Source organism: Pseudomonas saponiphila (genome assembly GCF_900105185.1).
Lineage (GTDB): Bacteria > Pseudomonadota > Gammaproteobacteria > Pseudomonadales > Pseudomonadaceae > Aquipseudomonas > Aquipseudomonas saponiphila.
Genome location: NZ_FNTJ01000002.1, coordinates 1,934,117 through 1,959,678 on the forward strand (window position 1 = coordinate 1,934,117; position 25,562 = coordinate 1,959,678).

General features: G+C 65.0%; 27 protein-coding genes. 14 read left to right on the forward strand and 13 right to left on the reverse strand.

Annotated elements, in window-relative coordinates; all coding sequences use genetic code 11:
• Positions 1–18 precede the first annotated feature (18 nt).
• On the reverse strand, positions 19–1,038 hold the full coding sequence (locus BLV47_RS30725) for a DUF4917 family protein (RefSeq protein ID WP_092320598.1): 1,020 nt from the start codon (positions 1,036–1,038) through the stop codon (positions 19–21).
• A gap of 156 nt (positions 1,039–1,194) precedes the next feature.
• On the opposite strand from BLV47_RS30725, the gene yiaY reads away from it, so the two are divergent.
• Positions 1,195–2,343: an L-threonine dehydrogenase gene (gene yiaY, locus BLV47_RS30730; RefSeq protein ID WP_092320299.1), complete on the forward strand. Its 1,149-nt coding sequence runs from the start codon at positions 1,195–1,197 to the stop codon at positions 2,341–2,343.
• A 28-nt stretch (positions 2,344–2,371) separates the two neighbouring features.
• Here yiaY and BLV47_RS30735 read toward each other — a convergent pair whose 3' ends face one another.
• Both BLV47_RS30735 and BLV47_RS30740 read right to left on the reverse strand, forming a co-directional pair.
• Positions 2,372–2,656 (reverse strand): type II toxin-antitoxin system RelE/ParE family toxin, encoded by a 285-nt coding sequence (locus tag BLV47_RS30735; RefSeq protein ID WP_092320300.1) that lies wholly within the window; start codon positions 2,654–2,656, stop codon positions 2,372–2,374.
• Positions 2,646–2,885: a CopG family ribbon-helix-helix protein gene (locus BLV47_RS30740; RefSeq protein ID WP_092320301.1), complete on the reverse strand. Its 240-nt coding sequence runs from the start codon at positions 2,883–2,885 to the stop codon at positions 2,646–2,648. Before BLV47_RS30740 ends, BLV47_RS30735 begins: the two co-directional genes overlap by 11 nt.
• 200 nt (positions 2,886–3,085) lie before the next feature.
• Here BLV47_RS30740 and BLV47_RS30745 point away from each other — a divergent pair, with 200 nt between their 5' ends.
• The 8 genes from BLV47_RS30745 to BLV47_RS30780 all read left to right on the forward strand — a co-directional run bounded on the left by BLV47_RS30745 (position 3,086) and on the right by BLV47_RS30780 (position 10,172).
• Entirely contained in the window at positions 3,086–3,823 is a 738-nt protein-coding gene (locus tag BLV47_RS30745) for a PA3715 family protein (protein WP_092320302.1), read from the forward strand.
• Between the two features lie 10 nt (positions 3,824–3,833).
• Positions 3,834–4,565 (forward strand): PA3715 family protein, encoded by a 732-nt coding sequence (locus tag BLV47_RS30750; protein ID WP_092320303.1) that lies wholly within the window; start codon positions 3,834–3,836, stop codon positions 4,563–4,565.
• A gap of 3 nt (positions 4,566–4,568) precedes the next feature.
• Positions 4,569–4,985: a fosfomycin resistance glutathione transferase gene (gene fos / locus BLV47_RS30755; protein ID WP_092320304.1), complete on the forward strand. Its 417-nt coding sequence runs from the start codon at positions 4,569–4,571 to the stop codon at positions 4,983–4,985.
• 126 nt (positions 4,986–5,111) lie between these two features.
• Complete coding sequence (locus BLV47_RS30760; protein ID WP_092320305.1) at positions 5,112–5,750, forward strand: LysE family translocator; 639 nt, start codon at positions 5,112–5,114, stop codon at positions 5,748–5,750.
• Positions 5,751–5,855: 105 nt separating this feature from the next.
• The gene (locus tag BLV47_RS30765) at positions 5,856–7,205 is read left to right on the forward strand and encodes a sensor domain-containing protein (protein WP_092320306.1); all 1,350 of its coding nucleotides are present in this window, start codon (positions 5,856–5,858) and stop codon (positions 7,203–7,205) included.
• Between the two features lie 158 nt (positions 7,206–7,363).
• Complete coding sequence (locus tag BLV47_RS30770) at positions 7,364–7,888, forward strand: DUF4142 domain-containing protein (RefSeq protein WP_092320307.1); 525 nt, start codon at positions 7,364–7,366, stop codon at positions 7,886–7,888.
• Between the two features lie 231 nt (positions 7,889–8,119).
• A complete protein-coding gene (locus BLV47_RS30775; protein ID WP_092320308.1) occupies positions 8,120–9,205 on the forward strand; it encodes a type I restriction endonuclease in 1,086 nt (361 codons plus the stop codon).
• Between the two features lie 193 nt (positions 9,206–9,398).
• Entirely contained in the window at positions 9,399–10,172 is a 774-nt protein-coding gene (locus BLV47_RS30780) for a GNAT family N-acetyltransferase (RefSeq protein WP_092320309.1), read from the forward strand.
• On the opposite strand, the gene BLV47_RS30785 is transcribed toward BLV47_RS30780, so the two are convergent.
• The 5 genes from BLV47_RS30785 to BLV47_RS30805 form a co-directional block, all read right to left on the reverse strand.
• The gene (locus tag BLV47_RS30785; RefSeq protein ID WP_092320310.1) at positions 10,132–10,950 is read right to left on the reverse strand and encodes an AraC family transcriptional regulator; all 819 of its coding nucleotides are present in this window, start codon (positions 10,948–10,950) and stop codon (positions 10,132–10,134) included. The genes BLV47_RS30780 and BLV47_RS30785 overlap by 41 nt on opposite strands.
• Before the next feature lie 104 nt (positions 10,951–11,054).
• Positions 11,055–12,314, reverse strand: a complete 1,260-nt coding sequence (locus BLV47_RS30790) for an NAD(P)/FAD-dependent oxidoreductase (protein WP_092320311.1) — start codon at positions 12,312–12,314, stop codon at positions 11,055–11,057.
• Entirely contained in the window at positions 12,311–12,544 is a 234-nt protein-coding gene (locus BLV47_RS30795) for a 2Fe-2S iron-sulfur cluster-binding protein (RefSeq protein ID WP_092320312.1), read from the reverse strand. The genes BLV47_RS30790 and BLV47_RS30795 overlap by 4 nt, the downstream gene beginning before the upstream one ends.
• Complete coding sequence (locus BLV47_RS30800) at positions 12,541–13,650, reverse strand: NAD(P)/FAD-dependent oxidoreductase (protein ID WP_143038337.1); 1,110 nt, start codon at positions 13,648–13,650, stop codon at positions 12,541–12,543. Before BLV47_RS30800 ends, BLV47_RS30795 begins: the two co-directional genes overlap by 4 nt.
• A gap of 2 nt (positions 13,651–13,652) precedes the next feature.
• A complete protein-coding gene (locus BLV47_RS30805) occupies positions 13,653–14,585 on the reverse strand; it encodes a 4-hydroxyproline epimerase (protein ID WP_092320314.1) in 933 nt (310 codons plus the stop codon).
• Between the two features lie 265 nt (positions 14,586–14,850).
• Between BLV47_RS30805 and BLV47_RS30810 the strand changes: the two genes are divergently transcribed.
• The 4 genes from BLV47_RS30810 (at position 14,851) to BLV47_RS30825 (ending at position 20,149) form a co-directional block, all read left to right on the forward strand.
• Positions 14,851–15,771 (forward strand): dihydrodipicolinate synthase family protein, encoded by a 921-nt coding sequence (locus BLV47_RS30810; protein WP_092320315.1) that lies wholly within the window; start codon positions 14,851–14,853, stop codon positions 15,769–15,771.
• Positions 15,772–15,898: 127 nt separating this feature from the next.
• Positions 15,899–17,470: an APC family permease gene (locus BLV47_RS30815; RefSeq protein ID WP_092320316.1), complete on the forward strand. Its 1,572-nt coding sequence runs from the start codon at positions 15,899–15,901 to the stop codon at positions 17,468–17,470.
• A 32-nt stretch (positions 17,471–17,502) separates the two neighbouring features.
• Positions 17,503–19,077, forward strand: a complete 1,575-nt coding sequence (locus tag BLV47_RS30820) for an aldehyde dehydrogenase (NADP(+)) (protein ID WP_092320317.1) — start codon at positions 17,503–17,505, stop codon at positions 19,075–19,077.
• Positions 19,078–19,138: 61 nt separating this feature from the next.
• Positions 19,139–20,149, forward strand: coding sequence for an Ldh family oxidoreductase (locus BLV47_RS30825; RefSeq protein WP_092320318.1), 1,011 nt, complete (start codon positions 19,139–19,141; stop codon positions 20,147–20,149).
• A 172-nt stretch (positions 20,150–20,321) separates the two neighbouring features.
• Here BLV47_RS30825 and BLV47_RS30830 read toward each other — a convergent pair whose 3' ends face one another.
• The gene (locus tag BLV47_RS30830; RefSeq protein ID WP_279626610.1) at positions 20,322–20,783 is read right to left on the reverse strand and encodes a TonB-dependent receptor domain-containing protein; all 462 of its coding nucleotides are present in this window, start codon (positions 20,781–20,783) and stop codon (positions 20,322–20,324) included.
• Positions 20,784–20,881: 98 nt separating this feature from the next.
• On the opposite strand from BLV47_RS30830, the gene BLV47_RS30835 reads away from it, so the two are divergent.
• Positions 20,882–21,418: a GNAT family N-acetyltransferase gene (locus BLV47_RS30835; RefSeq protein WP_092320319.1), complete on the forward strand. Its 537-nt coding sequence runs from the start codon at positions 20,882–20,884 to the stop codon at positions 21,416–21,418.
• A gap of 57 nt (positions 21,419–21,475) precedes the next feature.
• Here BLV47_RS30835 and BLV47_RS30840 read toward each other — a convergent pair whose 3' ends face one another.
• The 4 genes from BLV47_RS30840 to BLV47_RS30855 form a co-directional block, all read right to left on the reverse strand.
• Entirely contained in the window at positions 21,476–21,850 is a 375-nt protein-coding gene (locus tag BLV47_RS30840; RefSeq protein ID WP_092320320.1) for a hypothetical protein, read from the reverse strand.
• A 219-nt stretch (positions 21,851–22,069) separates the two neighbouring features.
• Positions 22,070–22,357 carry a hypothetical protein gene (locus BLV47_RS30845; protein ID WP_092320321.1) on the reverse strand — a complete coding sequence of 96 codons (288 nt, stop codon included), beginning with the start codon at positions 22,355–22,357 and terminating at the stop codon, positions 22,070–22,072.
• A gap of 340 nt (positions 22,358–22,697) precedes the next feature.
• On the reverse strand, positions 22,698–23,894 hold the full coding sequence (locus tag BLV47_RS30850; RefSeq protein ID WP_092320322.1) for a DUF1501 domain-containing protein: 1,197 nt from the start codon (positions 23,892–23,894) through the stop codon (positions 22,698–22,700).
• 42 nt (positions 23,895–23,936) lie between these two features.
• Complete coding sequence (locus tag BLV47_RS30855; protein ID WP_208605319.1) at positions 23,937–25,475, reverse strand: DUF1800 domain-containing protein; 1,539 nt, start codon at positions 25,473–25,475, stop codon at positions 23,937–23,939.
• Positions 25,476–25,562: the final 87 nt, after the last annotated feature.

Below are 25,562 nucleotides of genomic sequence, written 5' to 3' on the forward strand. Positions count from 1 at the left end.
TGAGATCTGCGGGGTTGGTCAGTGTTCGACGGGCACCGACAGCGCTGGGTTGCCCAGGGCGTGGGTCTTGGAATCGAAGAAGCGCAGGCTCAGGTCCTGGCCCTCGAACAGCTTGGCGTAATGACGCTTCTGGTGCTGGATGAACGCCGCGCTGCGCGGGTAGATGGAGATCGCCAGGGTCGTGACCGCCGACTGGCGGATCGCCTGTGCCAGGTGCTGGTCCTGGGGCCCGAGGTTGTGCCCGAAGATGCACAGGGCGCCGCTGTGATCCTGCAGTTGCTGATAGCAGAACGACAGGTAGTCCGAGCTGCGGATGGTCTTGAGCTTGTCCGCCAGCGGCCCTTCGCTGACGAACAGCGGTACGTCGTCCAGGGTCTTGAGGGTGTTGTTGATGGCGAAGCTGCCCAGCAGCGTGCCTTCGGTAGCGGTCAGCTTGCGCGCGCTGCCGTCCAGGTTGCGCACCAGGTGCAGGCCGCCGTGCAGGTAGAGGAGGCGGGTCGCGGCGTCCGGGGCGGTGCCCGGTTCGAAGGCCGGATCGGCGCCGCGAAACAGGTCGTCGATGCCTTGGCTGTCATGCTGTACGGCCCAGTAGTTGAGCAGGTCGTAGTTGCTGGTGAACACCGTGGGATAACGCCGCAGTTCCTGGTTGATCGCCGCCAGGCTCTGCTCCTGGATCAGGCGCCAGGGAATGTGCACCGCGTGCACGGTGTTGATCAGCGCTTCCTTGATCGCGTAGTAGCGATTGCGCGGTGCCGCCGAGCTGACCGCCAGGGCCTTGTTGACCCGGCTGGTGGTTTTCAGGGCGCCCAGCACCTGTTCGAAACTGCGGGTCTGCAGGGCTTCGAACACGCTGAGTTCGGATGGGCTGAGGGGCTTTTCTTCCACCGTGCGGGCGTTTTCGAACAACGAGTCGTAGGCAAAGTCTTCCCACACGGCGCGGCTGGCGCCGTTGCCGATCAGCAAGCCGCTGAACGGGGTGCTTGCACGCAGGGCGTTCCAGTCTTCTAGTTCGGCATCAAATTCCTGGAAATCCATCATCGCGGTCATCGGTCTCAAGGCTGGAGGTATTTCGGCCGCCGACTTTATCACGACCGACCCTTGAGCCAGATCAACAACGCCGGTGACCGATGAGTCGATCCTGTCACGCATAACCGCATCGACACCCGAATTGGGCCTTCGCCCGGAGACTTCCTGATGAGCAGCACCTTCTTTATTCCCGCCGTCAACATCATGGGTATCAACTGCCTGGACGAAGCCATGGAGGCCATTCGCAACTATGGCTTTCGCAAGGCGCTGATCGTCACCGACGCCGGCCTGGCCAAGGCCGGGGTCGCCGGGATGATTGCCGAGAAGCTGGCCATGCAGGACATCGATTCGGTGATCTTCGACGGCGCCAAGCCCAATCCGAGCATCGCCAACGTCGAGCAGGGGCTGGCGCAGTTGCAGCAGTCGCAGTGCGACTTCGTCATCTCCCTGGGCGGCGGTTCGCCCCATGACTGCGCCAAGGGCATTGCCCTGTGTGCCACCAATGGCGGACAGATTGCCGACTACGAAGGCGTCGACCGGTCGGCCAAGCCGCAACTGCCGCTGATCGCCATCAACACCACCGCCGGCACCGCCAGCGAGATGACCCGTTTCTGCATCATCACCGACGAGTCGCGCCACGTGAAAATGGCCATCGTCGACCGCAACGTCACGCCGTTGCTGTCGGTCAACGACCCGGCGCTGATGGTCGCGATGCCCAAGGGCCTGACCGCCGCCACCGGCATGGACGCCTTGACCCATGCCGTTGAAGCCTATGTGTCCACCGCTGCCAACCCGATCACCGATGCCTGTGCGCTCAAGGCCGTCAGCATGATCAGCGCCAACCTGCGTCAGGCAGTGCACGACGGCAATGACCTGGTGGCGCGGGAAAACATGGCCTATGCGCAGTTCCTGGCCGGCATGGCCTTCAACAACGCGTCCCTGGGGTTCGTACATGCCATGGCCCACCAGTTGGGCGGTTTCTACGACTTGCCTCACGGGGTGTGCAACGCGGTGCTGCTGCCCCACGTGCAGAGCTTCAATGCGACGGTCTGCGCCCAGCGTCTGACCGATGTGGCCCATGCCCTGGGCGCGGACATTCGCGGTTTCAGCCCGGAAGAGGGCGCTCAGGCGGCCATCGCGGCGATTCGCGCCTTGGCTCGGGACGTGGAGATTCCCGCCGGTTTGCGTGAGCTGGGGGCCAAGTTGCAGGACATCCCGCTGCTGGCGGCCAATGCCCTGAAAGACGCCTGTGGCCTGACCAACCCGCGGCCGGCGGATCAACGGCAGATCGAGGAGATCTTCCGTAGCGCGTTCTGAGCCAGGGGGCGGTTCGCGGGCGAAGCGTTCACCAGCGCTGTGGCGGCTGCCGGCGAGTGTGGAATATTCGCAATATCTGTAGTCGATCCCCCCGTACCCGGTAGGGAACCAGGTAGGGCCAGCCCGGGACTACCCACTCCCGGGTGCCGGGCAGGCGGCCTTCGCGGCCGCTTGAGGGGAACCGGGCCAGTTGCTCGATACTGGCCAATAGCGTCCTGACGAATTCCGCTGCGGCCCGGGGATCGTCCTGGGCGATATGACGCGCCTCAGCATCCAGGTTGTTCAAGGCGCTGCGCAGCCATTCAATGCGCATTGTCGGTCCACTTGCCGGCGATGGCCGCCACTTCTTCGGCACTGGCGAAGTCACCCGCGTCGGCCTCGTTCAGAGCCTTCTGGATTTCCTCTATCTGCCAGGCTTCCCGCGCCAGGTATTCCCGCAGGGCATCCACGGCGAGAAACGACTTGCTGCGCCCGGTGGCCTTTGCCAGCAGGGCCAGGGTTTCAGCGAGCTCATCGGGCAAGCGCAGGGACATGATGGACATGGCGATCTCGTTGTAGTGATGTGTAATACAAAATACTACCTCGTCATACCCTAGCCCGGCCCCGGCCATTCGTCAGGTCTGGAGTTGTCACAAGGCAAGGCAACTCCCGAGCACCAGCTCCCAGCGTTGAAAGCGCCCGCGTGGCAGAGGATAGTGCGACCTGAAATCGCGCTGTATCCGCCTGTCACAAGGAGTCGTGAATGTTCCCTCGCTCTTCTCTGATCCTGCTGCTGGGCAGCCTGGGGTTGCTGGCCGGCGCCACCTCGGTGGCGGCCCAGTGCCTGCCGCCACCGCGCAATGCCGAAGTCCCGGGCTTTTCCCTGTGCAAGGACTGGCCGGCGTTTGCCGACCAGAGCATCAGCCTGCTGTCGGAGATGGTCCCGGACCCCAGCGACAGCGGCAACGGTGACGGCACCTACAACCTGCAACTGGCCGTGCTGGAGCGCAACAGCGGACAGGTCCTGGCTCGCTATGCGCAGCCGGCGGCTTTTGTTTCCGACGCGGTGCGCCTGGAGAGCGTGAAGCTCGACACCGGGCGCTTCCAGTTGACGCCCCAGGTGCGGGCGTTCGGGGTCCGGGCCGGGTTCGAAGGCTCGTCCCGGGTCAACCCTTTCAGTCAGGTCTGGCTCAGCCTGTATGTGCGCGAGGGCAGCACCTTGCGCCCGGTGCTGGAGAAGTTCCTGGCCCATTCCTACAACGGCGAATGGGATGGCCAGTGTGCCGGGGAGGGGACCAAAACCACCCGTACCCTGGAGATCGCCAAGACCCGCAGCCACGGTTATGCCGACCTGATCGTGCGTTCGGTCAGCGTCAGTACCCGCAGCGAGCAAGTCGGCGACCAGTGCCAGTCCAAGTCGCTGACCGCCAAGCCGTTGCTCGTCACTTTGCACTACGACGGCCAGCGTTATGTCCTGCCCAATGGCTACAGCGGTATCTGAGGGCGTTTTGATGAAGTGGCTGGAATCATGTGGCCTCGGCCTGGCCCTTTGTGCCGGGTTGGGGGGCGTTACGGCGGCGCAGGCGGGGTGCGACAACACGACGGATATCCCCGGAGAGTTGCATGTCTGCAAGCCCTGGCCCGCGGAGCCGGAGCTGAGCATCAGTGCCCGGGCGACGCCCATGCCCGGAAGCCAGACCGGCGACGTCCGCCGCTACAGCCTGGACGTGTCGCTGCAGGACATCGACTCCGGTTGGACCCTGGCCAGCAACTACCAGGATTCTGCTCTGTTCTCCGATGCCGTGGCCCTGCAGGGGCTGCAGATCGACACCGGGCGCTACCGTCTGAATAAAGAGCAGCGGGCCTTTGGCCTGCGGGTTCTCTATCACCACAGCTCCAGCGCCATTCCCTACGAGAAAAGCGTGCTGACCCTGTATCGACGTGAAGACAAGGAAGTCCTGCCGCTGCTGGAAGGGTTGGTGATGGATGAGAGCAACGGCGAGTTTGGCTGGGGCGGTGAATGCGAGGGCCGCTCCCGGACCCTGCACCGGACCCTGGAAGTCGGCAGTGGCCAACGCAACGGTTACGCCGATCTGATCGTGCGTACCCGTGAAGTCAGCACCCGGCATTTCAAGGGCCGTGATGGCTGCGAAAGCCGCGACCTGCCGCCCAGGAACACGCTGGCGACCCTGCATTATGACGGCCAGCGCTATGTACTGAGCACAGCCCTGAAAGGACAGTAATCGATGCTTACCGGCCTCAATCACCTGACTCTGGCGGTCAGCGACTTGCCCCGCAGCCTGGCCTTCTACCACGCGCTGTTGCAGCTGCGTCTGGAGGCCACCTGGGACGGCGGAGCCTACCTGTCGTTGCCGGGGCTGTGGTTGTGCCTGTCCCTGGACCCGCAACGGCAGGCGCCGGCCGTTGCCGATTACACCCACTACGCCTTTGGCGTCGGCGCTGCGGATTTTCCACTGCTGGTCCAGCGCCTGCGGGAGGCGCCGGTGCAGGAGTGGCGCGACAACCGCAGCGAGGGCGCGTCGTTTTATTTTCTCGATCCCGATGGCCATCGACTGGAGATCCATGTCGGTGACCTGGCCTCGCGATTACGTGCCTGTCGCGAACACCCTTATGCGGGAATGCGCTTTTACCTCAGCAACTGAGGTGGCGCTGCCCGGAAGCAGCTGACGAAAGTCGCTGGTGGCAAGGTGCCTTGATCGTGCAGAATCCGCCAGATTCGTTCTGTGCCTGGCGTTTCCGTGAGGTGCATCCGTTCTGGAGTCTTGCCGATGACCTCATCGCTGTTGCTGGCCGTTATCGCCTCGGGTTTCATTTATGCCATCACCCCCGGGCCCGGGGTCCTGGCGGTGTTCGGTATCGGTGCGTCCCGAGGCCGGAAGGCCGGTGCCGGGTTTCTCGGCGGGCACATGCTGGGGGATGTGCTCTGGTGCAGCACGGCGCTGATTGCCATTGTCGGCGCCCGGGAAATCGGCAGCGACGCTTTCAATATCCTCGGCCTGTTCAGTGGCCTGTACCTATTCTGGCTGGGCATGCGCGCGATCCGCGCCCGTCGCGGCAACGGCGATGAGCCCCAGGGCGCCGCGCGCCATCCGTTCTGGCACGGCGTGCTCTTCGGCCTGACCAATCCCAAGGCCTACCCGGTGGCCGTGGCCACCTTCACCGCGCTGCTGTCCAGCCGCGCCGAACTGCTCACCTGGTCGATGCTGCCCGGTCTGATTGCCCTGAGCTTCCTCGGGGGCCTGGCGGCATACGCTATTCTCATCGGCGTTGTCGGCGCGCGTCGGGTGCGCAACGGCTACCTGCGCCACGAGCTGGCGATCACCCGGATTTGCGGGGTGATGTTCATCGGTTTCGCGATCAATGCCCTGCTGCATGCGGTACCGGGGCTGATCGGCAACAAGGCATAACGCCGCTCGCGGGTTGCGAGGGTGTAAGGCCGGTGCTCGACACTGGCCGAACAGGCTCAAGGGATGGGTACTCAGTGCATTTTTCATGGGTAGTAGCTTTCTCTGATGGCAACCAACAACTCCGCGCCTCTGGCCAGTTTCATCGACCTGCTCCTGGATGCCGTGTGCGCCGTGGATATCGAGGGTCGCTTCGTGTTTGTCAGCGCTGCCTGCGAGCGGGTTTTCGGCTACACCGCCGATGAGCTGATCGGTCGGCGGATGATCGAGCTGGTGCACCCTGACGATCGTGAACGTACCTTGCAGGCTGCCCGGGAAATCATGGGCGGCGTGCCCAAGCCCAACTTCGAGAATCGCTACCTGCGCAAGGACGGGCGCGTGGCCCATATCCTCTGGTCGGCACGCTGGTCGGAGGTGGACCAGTTGCGCATTGCCGTGGCCCGGGACATCACCGAGCGCAAACTGGCCGAGTCGAAACAGGCCGCGCTGTATGCCATCTCCGAGGCGGCCCATGCCACCGAAGACCTGCTGGGGCTGTTCAAGCGGGTGCATCGGATCATCGGCGAGTGGCTGCCGGCGCTCAATTTCGCCCTGGCGCTGTACGACGAACGCAGCGACAGCCTGAGCTTTCCCTACCACGTCGACGACTGCGAAAGCAGCCCGGAACGGCCCGGAACCCTGATCGGGCGTTTTTGCGCCCAGGTGCTGCACCATGGCCAGTCCCTGCTGCTGGCGCCCTCTTGCCCGTTGAGCCGGGACCTGTGGAACGAGTTCGCGGTCATTCAAGGCCCCCGTTGCTGGCTGGGAGTGCCGCTGAATTCGCAGAAGGGCACCATCGGCGTGCTCATGGTCAAGAGCGCCCCTGGCGCGCAAGGCTATGGCGAGGCGGAGCTGGAACTGCTGCAGTACGTCAGTGCCCAGCTGGCGGCGGCCATCGAACGCGCGCAATTGCATGCGCGCCTGCACTACATGGCCGAGTACGACCAATTGACCCATCTGCCCAACCGCGAGCTGCTGCGCGAGCGCTTGCGTTCGGCCCTGGCCCGGGCCCGGCGCGACTCGGGACGCATGGCCCTGCTGTACGTCGACCTGGACAAGTTCAAGGAGGTCAATGACACCTGCGGGCACGCCGTGGGCGACATGCTGCTGCAAGCGGTGGCCAACCGCCTCAAGGGCTGCGTGCGGGAAACCGACACCGTGGCACGGATGGGCGGCGATGAGTTCGTGGTGCTGCTGGAAAGCGTGCAACACAGCGACGATGCCCAGCAGGTGGCGGAAAAAATTCGCCATGCGCTGAACGAGCCACTGCGCCTGGACGGCCATTGGCTGAACATCCTGCCGAGCATCGGCATCGGCCTGTACCCCGAACATGGCCTGGAAGAAAAACAGCTGTTCAAGTACGCCGACGAAGCCATGTATGCGGTCAAGCGCGAGCGCAAGAGCCGCTCCAGCGCCTGAGGCCGGCGTGCCGATCCGGCCCCCGGACCACGCCGGGGAGCGCCGCCGTTCGTCGTCTCGGCGCCGCTCCCGGTAAACCTTTGGCGCTCAGGGTTTTCCCAATGCAGGCGGGGGCGCTGGCTCCCGCCTGCATTGATTGGCAAGAGGAGAACCCACCCATGAACTTGATGGCCACTGTCCTTGGCCGCGCCGGCCTGGCTCTGTTGCTGGGCCTTGGTGCCGGCAGCGCCCTGGCCCAATCCCCTGCGGCCTTCATCGACGATGCCTCGGCCCGGGCCATGGCCGATATCGAAGCCAGTCGCCAGGCGCACCGGCTGACCTCATCCAAGGCACTCAAGGAATACACCATCCAGGTGATCAACGATCGCACCACCGCCAATCAGCATCTGGCGAAGATCGCCAGGCAACTGGACCTGCCGGTGGCCCCCCGGGAACAGCTGCTGGAGCAGGCCAAGCGCCTGGTGCCGGCACTTCCCGAAGGCGAGGATAGCGACCGCGTCTACGCCACGAACCAGATCAAGGCCACCGAGGCGGCGATCCGGCAGATCCGGCAACAGGCGCAAAGCAGCGAGCTTCCCGAGCTCAAGGCGTTCGCCGAGGAAACCCTGCCGAAACTGGAAAACCACCTGCAAATGGCCCGGACGATCCGCTCCGGACGTCCGATCGATCGGCTGGAGGGGTAAGGCGTGAGTGGCTACTGGCTGTCTGTGGTGTTACAGGCAGTCGTTCAGGGCGCATCAGTCTTGAGGCAGTTTGCTGCAGCGGGTCGTTTTTCTCTGCATTGCTGCCATCTGCTGCTCAGGTGCGCCCAGTTGATGTGGATGTCTGTCTTTGTGACGGTTTGTGACTAGTATCTATGGCGGTCAATGTGCCAGCACGCTAACTCATGGATCGGAATCAGTCAGAGGTCTCTCATGGAATTTCTCGAAAAACTCACCAACCTTGCTGCCAAGGTGCGTTTGCAAGGTGCAGCCATTCAAACTGAAGAGGCTACGAAGAACGCATTCGTCATGCCCTTTATCAGTACGGTTTTGGGCTATGACGTCTTCGATCCGATGGAGGTGACCCCGGAGTTCGTCTGTGATGTTGGAACCAAGAAGGGCGAGAAGATCGATTACGCGATCATCAAGGATGGCGAGGTGCAGATGCTCATCGAGTGCAAGAAAATCGGTGAACCACTGCACATCAATCATGCTTCTCAGTTGTTCCGCTATTTCCATGTCACCAGTGCGCGTATTTCCATTCTCACCAACGGTCAGGTCTACAAGTTCTTCACCGATCTGGACGCGCCGAACAAGATGGATGAGAAACCTTTCCTTGAGCTCGATCTGCTGGACATTGACGAGTACTCCGTTCCTGAATTGATCAAGTTGACCAAGTCGGCGTTTGACGTCGATTCGGTACTCAGTGCAGCTGGCGAATTGAAGTACGTCAGTCAGATCAAGAAAGTGATTGCCTCCCAGATCAGCAAACCTGATGACGACTTTGTGAAGGTTTTTGCTTCTCGGGTGTATGAGGGGGTGATTACCCAGAAAGTCAGGGATCAGTTCTCTGAGCTGACACGCAAGGCCATCGGGCAGTTCCTCAATGATCAGATCAATGACCGCCTCAAGTCAGCCATGAGCGGGACTAACCAGACGGTCATCACGACGCATTCTGCCCCCATCAACGATGGGCGTGAGGTCGCTGACGAGGAGGGCCCGGATGAAAAGATTTTCACGACACTGGAGGAGCTTGAGGGTTATCACATCGTGCGAGCGGTGGTGCGTTCGGTGGTCGATGCCAAGCGGATTGTCCAACGTGATACCCAGAGCTATTTCGGTATCTTGCTCGACGACAACAATCGCAAGCCCATTTGCCGTCTGCATTTCAACCGTGCCCAAAAGTACATCGGCATTTTCGATCAGGACAAAGTTGAAACGCGTCATCCGATCAGTTCGGTCGACGAGATCTATGAGTATTCGGAACATCTGAAGAAGACCGTGGGTTTTTACGACTAGGCGGTCTGCCTCCTGAAGAACAGCCGGCAGCCTGTCGTGATGAATGAGCAAGGCGGTTCAGCGCCTGCTTACACCTGCAGTACATGGCTTCGCACAATAAAACAGGATGGTGCTGGAACTGCCGGGGCTGTGGGCTTAACGTGGCCCGCAGTCGGCGTCGCTCCTGGCGCCGCGAGGCTCAAGGAGGCAGGACATGGCGCAGGCACCGCGCGCTGCGATCAGCGATCTGTACCATCGGGCGGAGGATCATTTCTTCCTGTCCATCTCGCAGTTCCATCGACGCTTTGGCGATGAGGTGAACGCCTATTGCACCGGCGTCGCAGCCAGCAGCCTGAACCTGCTGCTGATGCAGGGCAGTGAACGCGACAACGCCGAGCCTCTGGCCGAGGGCGTGGCGTTTCTCCAGCGCGCCGGCGTGCCGTTCTGTGTGGTGATGCCCCAGGCCCAGGCGGCGCGCTACAGCCAGCAGTTGCGCCAGCTGCAGATGGTGGCGGCGGACCAGACCCGGTGCATGGCCCTCGATCTGGCCACCTACGTTTCGCGCCAGGCCGCGCCGGGGCTGATGGAGGTGCGCTGCACCGATCGGCATCTGCAGGATTGGGCGGGGCCGGTGGCGAGTGCCTTCGAGTCGGGGGACGCGGCCATCGAGCAGTACCTGGCGCGGCATCGGGCGGCGTTGCTGGCCGGCCGGGCCTTGCAGCATTTCAGCCTGTATGTCGATCAGCGTCCGGTGAGCGCCTTGACCCTGTCCCTGGGCCCGGAGGTGGCGCGGCTGGACGATATCGGCACGCTACAGGGTTTCCAGGGGCGGGGTTACGCCACTGCGCTGATCCACGCGGTGCTCGGCTTCGCCCAGGCCCGGGGCGCCAGGTGGTGCGTGCTGGAGGCCTCGCTCGACGGTCTGTCGATCTATCGCAAGGCCGGCTTCAATGTCCTGTTCGACTACCGCACTTTCTGTCAGGCATGAGCGGGGCCGCGGCGTTCTGCCGGAACTGCCGCGGGCTGAGCCCGGTGAGGGCCTTGAACTGCCGGCTGAAGGCGCTGTGGTCGGTGTAGCCGCATTGCAGGGCCACTTCAGTGATGGGCTCCTGGGTCAGCAGCAGTTGTGAGGCATGTTCCAGGCGCACCTTGTGGATCATCTGCCGTGGCGTGAGGTGGAAGATGCGCTTGCAGTAGCGTTCCAGCTGGGCCGTGGACAGCTTGGCGATGCGGGTCAGGTCCTGCAGGCGGATGGCTTCGCTGTAGTGCTCGCGGATGTGCCGGTCCACCGCCGCCAGGCGTGCGTAGGCCGGATGGGTGTCATGGGCTGCCTGCAGGTCCAGGGAGATGCCGGCCATGCCGATGATCCGGGCGTCGCGACCATACAGCGGCAGTTTGTGGGTCAGGCACCAGCCCGGCTCGCGGCTGCCGTACAGGTGCAATTCCAGCTGGCCCTTGATGGTCACGCCCTGCTGCAGCACGCGCTGGTCCTGCTCGGTGTAGACCGGGCCGAGCACCGCGGGAAAGACCTCGGCGGAGGTCTTGCCCAGCAAGGGGCGGATGCTCTTGAAGCCGCAGCGCTGGGCCAGGGTCAGGTTGGCGATCAGGTAGCGGGCCTGCAGATCCTTGATGAAGAACACTGCGCTGGGAATGCAGTCCAGCAGCGGGGCGAGGGGCGCCATGTTGGCCAGCAGGCTGTCGATGTCTCCGGGGGATTGGGCGGCGATGGCCCTGGGCAAGTGGTGGAGCTGTGCGCTATCGATCATCGTCGGCCTCTCTCTGTGGGGGGCTTGGGGGATGGATCTGTGTCGATAAAGCCAGGGGCTGCAAAGGGCTTGGGTCAGGGGCCGACCAGGGCCGGCGGCGGTTTTCAGTCTGCCGCGTCCGGCGGGCAGGCGTCGAGCATCAGGGTAGCGACCCGGGCCGGCACCAGGGGCGAACGGGGCGCCACCTCGGGCCAGTCGAACAGGCGCCGGGCGGCGCTGGCGCAGACCCGGCCCTGGCAGGCGCCCATGCCGCAGCGGCTGTGCAGCTTGGCGCTGCTCCAGTCCGCTGCGCCAGCCACGGCTGCGTAGGGCACATCTTCGCAACGGCAGAGCAGGGTGTCGGGGCGGGCCAGTTGCAGGATCCTCGGTTGCAGTTCGAAGTGCTGTTGCAGCCGTGTAGCAAAGTCCTGCCAATGCCGGCGTTGAGCGATCAAGGCAGCCGCCCGGGCGCTCTGGCCGCTGGCGACGCAGCCGGCAATCTCGCCTTCGATCCGGGCCAGCTCGCTGCCACCGATGCCGGTGCATTCGCCGGCGGCCAGGACCTGGGGCAGGCTGCTGCGTTGTTGCGGGTCGACGGCGATCGCCCCCTGTTCCAGGCGACAGCCCAGGTGGCTGGCCAGTCGGGTGTTGGGCACCAGGCCGAAGCCGCAGGCCAGGTAGTCGCAGGGCAGTTCACTGAGCTGCCGGTCCTGGCGGATGCGCACCCGTTGCAACTGCTGGTCGCCCAGGGCCTCCACCACGTGGGCGTTGCAGCGGTAGGCCGGGGTGAGCAGTTTGATCGCCTGGATCAGTTTGGTCGGCCAGCGCCACAAGTGGCTGGCGAACCCCAGTACCGCCGTGGTGGGCGCCTGTTCCAGCACCCGCAGCACCCGCGCCCCGGCCTGGCGTGCGGTGGCGGCGGTGGCCAGCAGCAAGGGGCCGCTGCCGGCGATCACCAGGGTTTTTCCGTGCATCGGCAAGCCGTTTTTCACAAGGGCCTGCAGGCCTCCGGCGCCGGTGACCCCGGGCAGGGTCCAGCCGGGAAAGGGCAGCAACAGTTCCTGGGCACCGCAGCACAGGATCAGGTGTTCGAACTCCACTTGCCAGGCCTGCCGGGCATCCTCCAGCAGCAGACTGTGGGGGCTCAGGGCGGCGATCACGCGGGTGGCGCCGAGGTAGCGCACCGCTGGGTGTTGCACAACCTTGAAGCGTTCGTCCGCGGCCGACGGCGTCGGACCCTGGCGCCAGATCTGCCCGCCGGGACGCGGGTTGTCATCGATGAGCACGATCGAGCGCGCGCTGTGGCTGGCGGCCCGGGCCGCGGCCAGCCCCGCCGGGCCGCTGCCGACAATCAGTATCTGGCAGTGCAGGCGTTGGGCGTTCATTGGCCGCGCTCCACCTGCATGCCGTCCTGGCACAGGGTCTGGCAGGCCAGTTGGCGCAGGCCGTCGATGCTCATCCGGCATTCCTGGCAGATGCCCATGCCGCAGAACGGCGCCCGTGGCCCGCCGTTGCAGGCGGTGCGGGTCCGCGGGTCGCCGCTGGCGGCCACGGCGGCGGCGACCGTGAGGCCGGGCCGCACGGCCAGTGCCTGGCGATCCAGGTAGATGATCATGGGGACTCTCCAGTCAGGGGGGCGAAGCGCCCGGGCCGATAAGGTCGCGGGTCGAGCGCCGGGCATTCACCGAGCATCTGCTGCACCAGCAGCCGTGCGCTGCCGGGGGCGGTGGTCACTCCCAGCCCTTCGTGGCCGAGCGCCAGCCACAGCCCCGGCTGTTGCGGGTGTTCGCCGAGGATCGGTAGGCCGTCCGGGGTGGCGGCGCGAAAACCGGTCCAGGCGCGGATGCCGTTGAGTTGTGCCAGTGCCGGCAGGTACTCCACCGCGCGCTGCAGCATCGCTGCCAGCACCTGGGGCTCGACCTCGGGCTCCAGGGTGTCGAACTGCCGCGACGAGCCGATCAGCAGTTGCCCGGTGGGACGTGGCTGGACATTGAACGCCACCGAGGTGCCGTGGCTGGCGTGGGCGCTGGCGGCGTAGCCCAGTTCCACCAATTGATGCCCCACCTGCTGCGGGTAGCGGTCGGTGATCAGCAAGTGCCCCTTCTTCGGCCGCAGGGGCAGTTGCGCCAGCAGCTCCCGGGCGCCGTAGCCGTTGGCCAGCAGCACCTGGGGCGCGCGCAGCACCCGTCCATCGTCGAGCTCCAGCCGGTTGCCGTCGACGTTGCGGACCCGGGCGCGCTGACAGCTGATCAGCGGCTGGCTGTCGAGCAGCCAGCGGGCGGTGGCCGGGGCGTAGAGAATGCCGTCGCCGGACACTTGCAGGGCACCGCCCAGGCCCTGGCGCAGCATCGGTTCCAGGGCCGCCAGTGCCGGGCCGTCGAGCAGCTGGCCGGTGACGCCCTGTTCGGCCAGGGTCTGCTGCTTGGTCCGCGCCAGGTCCATTTCCGCGCGGTCGGCGGCCAGCCACAGGGTGCCGCAGTTGCGGTAGGCGCAGGCCTCGGGCAGTTGAGCGCGCAACTGGCGCCAGAGCTCGAGGGAGTAGTGACTCAGGGCCAGTTCCGCAGGGTTGTCGTCCATGGCCACCAGATGGCCCATGCCGGCAGCGGTGGCGCCGCCACGGGCGTCGTCCAGCACCTGCACCCGCAGACCGCGGCTGGCCAGTTCGTGGGCGCAGGCGGCGCCGATGATGCCGGCGCCGACCACGATCACATTGGCCTGCACTTTCACGAGCCGATGCCCCAGGCGAACGGGTCTCTAGCGTCCAGCAGCAGGGTGGCTTCGGCGCTGATATGGGCACTGCCGCGCAGGGTCGGAATGATCCGCTCGCCGGCCAGTTCGTAATGGGCGCTGAACTGGCTGCCGATGACGCTGGCCTGGCGCCAGGTCTGGCCCGGGGCGAGCTTGCCGTCCGCGGCCAGGCAGGCCAGCTTGGCGCTGGTGCCGGTGCCGCAGGGCGAGCGGTCGTAGGCCTTGCCCGGACAGAGGACGAAGTTGCGGCTGTCGGCCTCTGGGTCGTCGGCGAACAGTTCGATGTGGTCGATGATCTCGCCCCCGGCGCCGGTGATTCCGGCGGCTTCCAGGGCTGCGCGCACGCTCCAGGTGTAATGGGTCAGGGCTTCGACATTGTCCAGGGCCAGGCGCTGGCCGTGATCGCTGATCAGGAAGAACCAGTTGCCGCCCCAGGCAATGTCGCCGTGCAGCGTGCCGTGCCCCGGCACCTGCAGCGCCACCTGGCGGCGGTAGCGATAGGCGGGCACATTGCGCACGCTCACCGACAGGTCCTCATGCAGGGTGGCCTGCACCGTGCCCACCGGGGTTTCGATGCGGTGCACGCCGCAGTCGATGCGCCCCAGGTGGTACAGCGAGCGCACCAGGCCGATGGTGCCGTGGCCGCACATGCCCAGGTAGCCGCTGTTGTTGAAGAAGATCACCCCGGCGCAGGCATCGCTGGCCTGGGGCGCGCAGAGCAGGGCGCCCACCAGCACGTCGCTGCCCCGGGGTTCGAGGACGCAGGCACGGCGCCATTGATCGTGGTCGCTGCGCAGGGTTTGCAGGCGCTCGGCCATGGAGCCCCGGCCCAGGTCGGGAAAGCCGTCGATGACCAGACGAGTGGGTTCACCTGCGGTGTGGGAGTCGATCACGGTTATTTTTTTCATGGCGGCACCTGCGGGGAAAGAGCTACAGAGTGGCCCTGGCGAGGGGCCGGCCGCTTGTGGGTTTTCCCTGGCGCGGATGACGAAATCGGCACAGTCGCCCGCGCGCGCCCGGGCTCGGAGAAGCAGGGTGCAGGGGATCGGCGAATGTGCCGATTTCGTCTCTTGCGGGGGTGAAAAGCTTCAAGCTGCAAGGGGGATAAAAGGCGACTCTGGATAGCGTCTCCAACGCCTGTCGGCCCAGCCGACCTCAAACAAGGACAAGACCATGAGCCGTAAAGCCATCCAGTGGAGCGGTGTATTCCCCGCCGTGACCACGCAATTCAAAGCCGATTTCTCCCTCGACCTGCAGGCCACTCACCAGGTCATGCGCAAGCTGGTGGACGATGGCGTGTCCGGCCTGGTGGTGTGCGGCACCGTGGGGGAAAACACCTCCCTGAGTACCGCCGAGAAACTCGCGGTGATCGAAGTCGCCAAGGACGCCGCCGCTGGCCGGGTGCCGGTGATTGCCGGGGTGGCCGAATTCACCACCGAGTTCGCCCGCAACACGGTGCGCGAGGCTGCCAAGGCCGGGGCCGATGGGGTGATGGTGATGCCGGCGCTGGTGTACTCGGCCAAGCCCCATGAAACCGCCGCGCATTTTCGCGCCGTGGCCACCGGCACCGACCTGCCGGTGATGGTCTACAACAACCCGCCGATCTACAGGAACGACGTCACCCCCGAGGTGCTGATCGCCCTGCAGGACTGCGAGAACATCGTCTGCTTCAAGGATTCCTCCGGTGACACCCGGCGCTTCATCGACCTGCGCAATGCTGTCGGCGAGCGCTTCGTGCTGTTCGCCGGGCTCGACGATGTGGTGGTCGAAAGCGTCGCGGTGGGGGCCGAGGGCTGGGTTTCCGGCATGTCGGTGGCCTTCCCCAAGGAAGGCGAAACCCTGTTCCGCCTGGCCAAGGCCCAGCGCTTCGAGGAGGCCCTGGCCCTGTATCGCTGGTTCATGCCGCTGCTGCACCTGGACGCCCGTCCGGACCTAGTGCAGTGCATCAAGCTCTGCGAAGAACTGGTGGGCCGCGGCTCGTCCATCACCCGGCCGCCGCGCCTGCCGCTGCAGGGGGAAACCCTGGCCGAGGTCAAGGCGATTGTCGCCAAGGCCCTGGCCACGCGGCCAAGCCTGCCGGACGTCGGCCTGTAATCCCTTGCCGGGCGCCCCGGGTGGGGCGCCCGCTTGCGCAACAGCGCATGTGCTGCAAGCGTCGGGCGGCCCCGCCGACGTGACATACGACCTGCCTATTCCAATAACCCAAAAAAGGCGCAGCCCCATGTCAGGCAAAGGCAAATTCAAGAAGCAACTCTCTCTGGTGGACCTGACCTTTATCGGTCTGGGTGCGATCTTCGGTTCCGGCTGGTTGTTCGCCGCCAGCCACGTTTCGGCGATTGCCGGGCCGGCGGGGATCTTTTCCTGGTTGCTGGGCGGCTTTGCCGTGCTGCTGCTGGGCATCGTCTACTGCGAGCTGGGGGCGGCCCTGCCCAGGGCCGGTGGTGTGGTGCGCTACCCGGTGTTCTCCCATGGCCCGCTGCTGGGCTATTTGATGGGGTTCATCACCCTGATCGCCTTTTCCAGCCTGGTGGCGATCGAAGTGGTGGCGGCCCGGCAGTACGCCGCGGCCTGGTTCCCGGTGTTGACCCATGAAGGCAGCAGCAACCCGACCACCATTGGCTGGCTGCTGCAGTTTGCCCTGTTGTGCCTGTTCTTCTGGCTCAACTACTCCAGCGTCAAGACCTTCGCCAAATCCAACAACTTCATCAGCCTGTTCAAGTTCGTCGTGCCACTGCTGGTGATCGTGGTGCTGTTCACCTTCTTCAAGCCCGACAACTTCCATATCCAGGGTTTTGCGCCGTTCGGCCTGTCGGGGATCGAGATGGCGGTGTCGGCCGGGGGCATCATCTTTGCCTACCTGGGGCTGACGCCGATCATTTCCGTGGCCAGCGAAGTGCGTGACCCGCAGCGCACCATTCCCATTGCCCTGATCCTTTCGGTGCTGCTGTCGACCCTGATCTACGGCCTGCTGCAATTGGCCTTCCTGGGCAGCATTCCCACGGAGATGCTGGCCAACGGCTGGAGCGGTATCAGCAAGGAGTTTTCCCTGCCGTACCGCGACATCGCCCTGACCCTCGGGGTCGGCTGGCTGGCCTATCTGGTGGTGGCCGATGCGGTGATCTCCCCCAGCGGCTGCGGCAACATCTACATGAACGCCACGCCGCGGGTGGTGTATGGCTGGGCCCGTACCGGGACCTTCTTCAAGATCTTCACCCGCATCGATGAGCAATCGGGGATCCCGCGTCCGGCGTTGTGGCTGACCTTCGGCCTGTCGGTGTTCTGGACCCTGCCGTTCCCCTCCTGGGAAGCGCTGATCAACGTGGTTTCGGCGGCCCTGGTGCTCAGTTACGCGGTGGCCCCCATCAGCGTCGCGGCGTTGCGCAAGAGCGCCCCGAATATGCCGCGGCCGTTCCGGGTCAGCGCGTTTGCGCTGCTCGGCCCGGTGTCGTTCGTGATCGCCGCGCTGATCGTCTACTGGTCCGGCTGGGGCACTGTGTCCTGGCTGCTGGGGCTGCAGATCCTGATGTTCGTCATCTACCTGCTGTGCAAGCGCCTGGTGCCCACCGACCACCTGAGCATCGGCGAGCAGGTGCGCTCATCGCTGTGGCTGATCGCCTTCTATGCCCTGACCATGGTCATTTCCTACCTGGGCAGCTTCGGCGGCATCGGCGCCCTGAGTCACCCCTACGACACCCTCACCGTCACCCTCATGGCCCTGGGTATCTACTACTGGGGGGCCAATACCGGGGTGCCCAGCGCCAAGCTGGTGCTGGACGGCGACGAGGTGGAATGACCCTTATCCCTTTTATTCAGACGAGGTACTGCATGACGGTTACGGGACGGATGCTGATAGGTCACAGCGCTGTACTAGGCGGCAATGGCTGGATTCATGGCGTGGCCGCCGCCAGTGGTGAGGTGTTGCAACCGGCTTTCGGAGGCGCTTCGCAGGCAGAGCTTGAACGTGCCTGTGCCTTGGCGGAGGCGGCCTTCGATTCTTATCGGCAGTTGCCGCTTGTGCAGCGGGCGGCATTTCTGGAGGGCATTGCCGAGCAGATTCTGGGGTTGGGCGAGGAGTTGATCGAGCGCTGTCAGTTGGAAACCGGCTTGCCCCGGGCCCGCCTGGAAGGTGAGCGAGGGCGCACCGTCGGCCAGTTGCGATTGTTTGCCCAGGTGGTCCGTGACGGCGGTTTTCTCGGGGTCAGGATCGACCCGGCACAACCTCAGCGTCAGCCTCTGCCCAGGGTCGCGTTGCGCTTGCGGCAGATCGGCCTGGGCCCGGTGGCGGTGTTTGGTGCATCGAACTTTCCCCTGGCATTTTCCGTGGCCGGCGGTGACACCGCCTCGGCCCTGGCGGCGGGGTGTCCGGTGATCGTCAAGGCCCATTCGGCGCACCCCGGCACTTCGGAGCTGGTGGCGCAGGCCATCGTTCGGGCGGCCCGGCAGCACGGCATGCCCGAGGGAGTGTTTTCACTGCTGTTCGACAGTGGCCGGAGCATCGGCCAGGGCTTGGTGGCGGATTCGCGGATCAAGGCCGTGGGCTTCACCGGCTCGCGCAGCGGCGGGATGGCGCTGATGCAGATCGCCGCGGCGCGTGCCGAACCGATTCCGGTCTATGCAGAGATGAGCTCGATCAACCCGGTGCTGCTGTTGCCCCATGCCCTGGAGGAGCGCACGGAACCGATTGCCTCGGCATTCGTTGCCTCACTGACCCAGGGCGCCGGACAGTTCTGCACCAACCCGGGGCTGATCCTGGGCGTCGATGGGCCGGCGTTGCAGCGTTTTGAACGGGCCGCCGCCGAGGCCCTCGGCCACGTGGCGGCGCAGACCATGCTCACGCCGGGCATTTACCGTAGCTACTGCCAAGGCGTGGCCATCCTCGCGGCGCATGCCCGGGTGCAGACCCTGGCCCAGGGCCCGGAAGGGCAGGGCCAGCAGGCGCGCGGGGCGTTGTTCGCCACCTCGGCCGCGGCGTTCATGGCGTGCCCCGAATTACGCGAGGAAATCTTTGGCCCGGCCTCGCTGATTGTTCGCTGCGCCGACATGACGGTCCTGCAGCAGGTGCTGCAGAGCCTGGAGGGCCAGTTGACCATCGCCCTTCACCTGAGCGAGGGCGATCAGCCGCAGGTGCAGGCGTTGTTACCGTTGCTGGAGAGCAAGGCCGGACGCCTGCTGGCCAATGGTTTTGGCACCGGGGTCGAAGTCACCCATGCCATGGTCCACGGTGGCCCGTTTCCGGCCACTGCCGACAGCCGCAGCACCTCGGTGGGCAGCCTGGCGATCCAGCGCTTCCTGCGCCCGGTGGCCTACCAGGACCTGCCCGAGGCGCTGTTGCCGGCCGAGCTGCGCAGCGCCAACCCGTTGCAGGTGCCGCAACTGCTCGACGGTCGGTTCCCGGGTTGATCTCTCCATCCACCAAGACTCTCCCACAGGAGCGTTCCCCACCTGCCATAGAGGTTCTCGCATGTCTGAACACATCACCCTGTCACCGGATGAAGTCCGCGCCCTGTCGTATCGGATCCTTACCCATCACGGTCTGTCCGAGGCCCATGCTCGGGTGATCGCCGAGGTCATCACCCAGGGCCAGCGTGACGAGTGCCACTCCCACGGTGTGTACCGTCTGCTGGGCTGCGTGCGCTCGGTACGCGAAGGCAAGATCGACCCCCGAGCCGAGCCTAGCCTGCGGCACATATCGCCGGCGGTGCTGGAGGTGGATGCCCATTACGGCTACTCGTTGCTGGGCTTTCACACCGGCTTGCCGCTGTTGGCGGAAAAGGCCCGCAAACAGGGCATCGCGGCGATGGTGATCAAGCGCTGCTTTCATTTTTCCGCGCTGTGGCCGGAGGTCGAGGCGCTTGCCGACTGCGGCCTGGTGGGCCTGGCGATGAACCCCAGCCACAGCTGGGTGGCCCCGGCGGGGGGCCGTCATCCGGTGTTCGGCACCAACCCCCTGGCCTTTGCCTGGCCGCGGCCGGGGGGCCATCCCTTTGTCTTCGACTTCGCCACCAGCGCCATCGCCCGGGGCGATATCGAACTGCATGCGCGCCAGGGCAAGCCGATTCCCGAGCACTGGGCGATTGACGCCGACGGCGAGCCCACCACCGATGCACGGGCCGCCTTGCAAGGGGCGATGCGCACCTTTGGCGGACACAAGGGCTCGGCCCTGGCGGCGATGATCGAACTGCTAGCGGGAGCCTTGATCGGCGACCTTACCAGCGTCGAGTCCATGGCCTTCGATGAGGGCGTCGGGGCCACGCCTTGCCATGGCGAACTGGTGCTGGCCTTCGATCCCAAGGTGTTTCTGGGGCCGGGTTATCAAGCCGGTCTGGAGCGGGCGGAGGGCTTGTTTGCCGGCATGGCCCGGGACGGAGCCAGGTTGCCGTCCCAGCGCCGCTTCGAGGCTCGGGCCCGGAGCCTGGAGCATGGGGTGCAGATTCCCCGGGAGTTGCTGGAGGAGATTCGCCGGCTGCTCTGAGGCCTGTTCCTGCAGGCCGGCTTGCCGGTGAGCGGGAGCGGCTGCATGCGGCGTTTTGGTGGGCGTCTTCGCTGGCAAGCCAGCTCCTACAAGCATCCGTAGGAGTCGGCTTGCCGGCGAACAGGGGCGGGCATGATGCCGTGTCTTGATCGGCGGCTGGCCGGCGTACGTGTCAGAAGCGCACCTTGGCCGCCAGCTCCGCCGAGCGGCCAGGGGCGACGATGGCGAACATCCCCACGTGAGAGGCGTCGTAGTAGGTTTCGTCGGTCAGGTTGAGCACGTTGAGTTGCAGGTCCAGGTTCTTGTTCACCCGGTAGGCGAGCATGGCGTCGTAGCGCCAGTAGGCGTCGAGGCTGCGGGTGTTTTCGTCGTTGCTGTAGCGCTTGTCCACATAGTTGGCGCCGCCGCCGACCTTCCAGCGCTCGGTGAGCGCGTAGGTGGTCCAGATCGAGCCGCTGTTGGGGGCGATGAACTTGGCCTGGTTGCCATCGAAGCGGGTGTCTTTCCCGGACGCGTACTTGAGCGTCCTGGCATCCAGGTAGGTGTAGCCCGCCATCACTTCCCATTGATCGGTGAGGTGGCCGGTGGCGCCCACTTCAAAGCCCTTGACCTCGACGTTGCCCTTGGCGCTTATCGCTGATCTTGCGCGACACCTTGATTCTCATGCCGCCCCTTCTATTTTTCCTTGCGTTGCGATTTCATGGACGGCCCCTCCTTCTTGGACACTCATGGATGAACCTGCACCTTGAAACCCCCAGGCTGTTTTTACGTCCACGTACCCTTGAGCATTTCGAGGCTTGCCTGCGCATGGACCAGGATCCGCAAGTCACGCGCTTTATTCCGGGCACCTGGGACGGCGACCAATGGCACCGGGATTTTCTGCGCTCGCGCATGACCCAGGACTTTGGCCCGCGCTGCGGTTATTGGGCGATTTTTGCCAAGGACGCGCCGGATGAATTGCTGGGCTGGGTGTCGTTCATCCCCTTTGACGCCGTGGGGCCGGAGCTGGAAATGGGCTGGCGCCTGGTGCGGCGGGCCTGGGGGCGCGGTTTTGCCAGCGAGGCCGCGCGGCGGATTGTCGAGCATGCGTTTGCCGACCCGGCCGTGGAACGGATAGTCGCCGATGCCCATGTCGATAACGCGGCGTCGTTGGCGGTGGCGCGCAAGATCGGTTTTCGCTTCACCCACGAGGCCGATTTCGAAGGCTTGCCTTGCCGCTTCTTTGCAATGACTCGCGAGGACTTCCAGCAACAAGCGGTCGCTGGCTGAGGCGGGTTCAAGTGCGGGGCACCGCTAGCTGGTGCCCCGCAGGCTCGACGGTGGTCGTCAGAGGTGACGGCTGACCCACCACAGCACCAGGAAGGCGATTGCGGCGGCCAGGGCCGCGAGCTGGAACAGATTGATCAGGCACTTCAGGCCCAGGGGGAATCTGCGGTAGTCCTTGGCGTTCATGCCGCCGTTGCGCAGGAACAGATGGGGCATGGCGAACATGGAGCCGATGCACAGCAACATGAAGAAGCGGCTCAGGGGGTCCTTGCCCAGGAGCGGCATGCGGATGGCGATGACTCGGCAGCGCGCCAGGTGCTTGACCATGTCATCGAGCCTGAAATAACCCAGGTACACCTGGATCACCAGGGACACCAGCCCGGACATGACCACCAGGACCCAACCCGCAGTGTAAATATCTTTGGCGTTACACATATCTCTTCAGTGACCTCCTCAAGCTTCACGACCAGGCGTTCAGCGTATTGCTCCTCCAGTGAGCCCCGACATACAGGGCAGCCGGCCACCATACCACCCCGGGAGGCGGGGCGGGCCGTAGCGGGGCTGTTGCGACCATAGCCGCAGGCTTGCCCGGGCTACATGAGACAAGTACCAAAGGTGCGGGCCAGGGCCCTGGAATGTTCGCAGAGGGTTGCCCTAGAGCTTGGCGCAACGTTCCACATCGGCCTGGGTGGTGACTTGGGTGTCGATGCCCAGGCGGTATTTGCAGTAGTCGATGATCATCTGCCGTTGTTCGTTACTGAGTGTTTCCACGCGCCGGTCATCGCCGTCGTTGGCATGGATGTTGAAAAACTCCAGGCGCAGGGTCGGGGCTCGCTTGAGAAACCAGCGGGTGTGGGTTTCAGCCTCTTCAAGCTCGGTGTAGTAACCGACATTGAGCATCAGCAACAGGACGAGGGAGAGCAGGAACAGCAGTTTTTTCAAGGTTCGGCTCCTTCCGTGAGCGAGGGGCGCCCAGGGCCCGGGCGGCGCATGCTTGAGTTTTTTGCGCCGCTTGGCAAGCGCCGCGGATCGCGGGATGGGTGAAGTGTTCCTGGCCCGGGTTGCATCCGGGTTCAGCAAGCAGACAGTTGCCAACTGTTAAAAAGTGCAGCACGCCCAGCAGGAGCGGGGCGGTAACAGGGGGCAAATGGCTTGCCGCGGATGCACGGCAGATCGCCAAGAGTCTGTCGCGGCCAGCGGCCAATGCATCGGCTTGCAAGCCTCGGGGGCGATCTTCGGATCGCTCCTTTTTTTCGTGTTCATCCGGCATCCGGTCGAGGCTTCAGACCAGCCCCAGGGCATTGGGCCGCGAGCTGGGGAACACTTGCTGCACCTGGGCCCCCGTCAGTCCCCAGGTCGTGGCCAGCAACCCCCCGAGCAGATCGCGGTAGTTGTTGAGCACTGGGTAGTCGCGGTTCTGCAGCAGGCTCTGGGCATTTACCGCCACTTGCTCGCCGGCCAGGCGCCCACCGCGTACAGCGCCGCCGAGCACCCAGTACACCGTGCCATGGCCGTGATCGGTGCCCTTGGCGCCATTCTCGCGAAAGGTCCGGCCGAATTCGGATACCACGATTACCAGGCTGTTCTTCCAGTGTTCGCCCATGGCCTCGGCATAGGCCGCCAGCCCTTGCCCGAGGTTGGCCAGGTTGTTGGCCAACGGGCCCTGGGTACTGCCCTGATTGACGTGGGTGTCCCAGCCGCCGACATCGACGAAACCCAGGCGGTACTGTTCGCGCATCAGGCTCGCCATGCGCCGGGTCTGGGTGGCGAAGTTCTGCGCATTGGCGGCCCCGCGATTGGCCGCGAGCATCTCTTGCTCCAGCTCCTGCGAGACTTTCTGGCGCAAGGCCAGGCCATCGCTGGCTGCTGCGGCGTAGGCCGTGTGCTGATACATGGACGAGAGAATGTTTGCCTGGCGCGCATCGAAGGGCACCCTGCCGGCGCTGCGCAGGGACAGATTGGGAATGTCCCGGCCACCCTGGAAGCTCAGGGGCAGGGCATCGGTGAAAGCCATCGGCGCGCTGTCGGGCACTTGCCGGACCAGGCGCGCGAGAAAGCCCGAGTCGTAGCGCCGGCTTGGCTGGTTCGGCTGTCCGGCCTCGATGCTGTCCTGGGTTGCGAAGTGGCTGCGGGACAGGTCGTCGGTGCCGGCGAAGGGCACGAAGGCCATTTCCTTGCGCTGCCACAGCGGGTACAGCGAGTCCCGCAGCACCGGGTTCAGGCCCCAGTGGCTGTCCAGGGCGATGGCGCTTTGCGGGTCGCGCGCGTCGGGGCGGGCGATCGCCAGGTTCGGCCGCGACTCGTAGTAGAAGTCGCTGCCGTAGGGCACTAGTAGGTTGTTGCAGTCGTAACCGCCGCGCAGGAACACCAGCAGGGTCCGCGGCGCGGCTGTCGGTGCGGCGAACAGCCGGGCGGAGAACGACAGGCCGGGCAGGGCAGCTGCGGCGGCCGCGGCAATCAGCAGTTGGCGACGATTCATGGCGGTTCCTGGTCAGGTGGCGGGCAGCCCGGTGGCGCGAGCTCAGCGGTTGTTGAAGTCCGGCGAGGACAGCAGAAAGGTGTTCCATTCCTGGGGCGAGACGGCCTGCTCCAGGGCGTTGCGGGTTGCGCTGGAGAGATGAGGAGCGAACGCCTGGTAATACATCGGGGTGGTGATCATCGGAAAGCCCGGCCCCGGGACCGTGCTGCCTTCGGCGGTGAACAGCCGGTTGTTACCCGAACCTATGGCCCGGGCGATTTCAAAGCGCTTGGCCATCTGTCCGGAGCTCGACCAGCCACTGGCCACCAACGGCCAGCCGTCGGGGGTAATCCGGCCGAATATCGGCTGGCCCAGCTGATTCAGCCAGTTGAGCAGCGGGCGCGGGTTGGCCACGGGCTTGCCGTCATAGGTCAGGCGCAGCGCCGAGATCACGAACTGCTGCGGATCCTTGAATTTCCTGCCGGTCGATTGCAGCAACTCCGGCGACTGCATCAGCGTGCGCATGACCTGGGCAATGTCGCCGTCGCTGTCGTGGAAGGTCTTGGCCATGCGGGCCACCAGGGCCGGTGGCGGTTCGTCGGCGACAAAGTACTGGGCCAGCTTGCGCGCAATGAACTGGGCGCAGGCCGGCTGCCGGGTGATCAGGTCGATGGCCTGGGTGATTTCGGCGTAACCGCTGCCCTTGATGGTGTGGCCGAGCAGGTGCTTGTCGCTGAAGTCATGGCGCTTGGGGTTGAACTGGAACAGACCCTGTTGCACCACTAGCGGTTGCAAGGGCCGGGGCCAACGTTGCTCGCGGCCATCCAGGGGCATCAGCCCGGCGCCGGTGAGGATCAGGGCCAGTTGCTGCACGTCCTCCTGGCTGTAGCCGGCCGCCACGCCAAGGCTGTGTAGCTCCAGCAGTTCACGGGCGTAGTTCTCGTTGACCCGGCCCTTGGCGTTCTGGCTGTTGTCGAGGTATTCGAGCATGGCCGGGCTTTGCAGGGTGGCCAGCAGCAGGTCCTTGAACTTGCCCAGGGCATGGGGGCGAATCGCCTCGTTCACGTAGTCGGCGCTCAGCAGCCGCACCTGGCCCTTGCCCTGGAACAGGCTGAAGTGATTGAGCCAGAACAGCACCAGTTGCTCCTTGAGCTGGTTGGGGCCGTAGATAGCGTGCAGCAGCACCGCGGACTGGGTCTGCTCGGCGAGTTGGCTGGCCCGCTGGCGAAGGTCTTGCCTGGCCTGGTTGCGGGCATCGCCGTCAGGCATGGCCTTGAGCTGTTCCTGGCGCTGCTTGAAGTCCTGCAGCAGGGCCGGGGTCGAACCGTTCAGGGCCGGGTAGCTGCGTAGCAGGGCGTCGATTGCCGCTGGCAACGGCTCGCGCAGTCGATCTTGCAGTTGCGCCTCGAGCAATCCGTCGCGGCCCAGGTGGCGCAGGCGCTGGAATTGCGCGGTGTCCAGGTCGAAGCCGTCGCGCCTGAGCCAGGCAATGTCGGCGGCGCTGGGGGGCTGGGGCTCGGCGGCCTGGGCGAGGATCGGCAGGAACACGGCCAGCGCGCTCCACAGGTACAGGCAACGATGCAACGTATGGGGCCTTGGCATGGGGCGGTTTTCCGGGGGGAGAAGGCAGTGGTGTGGCGTCTCAGTTCGCCCTGGCGGAGCTCTACCTTCCAGGGTAGGTCGCTCTAG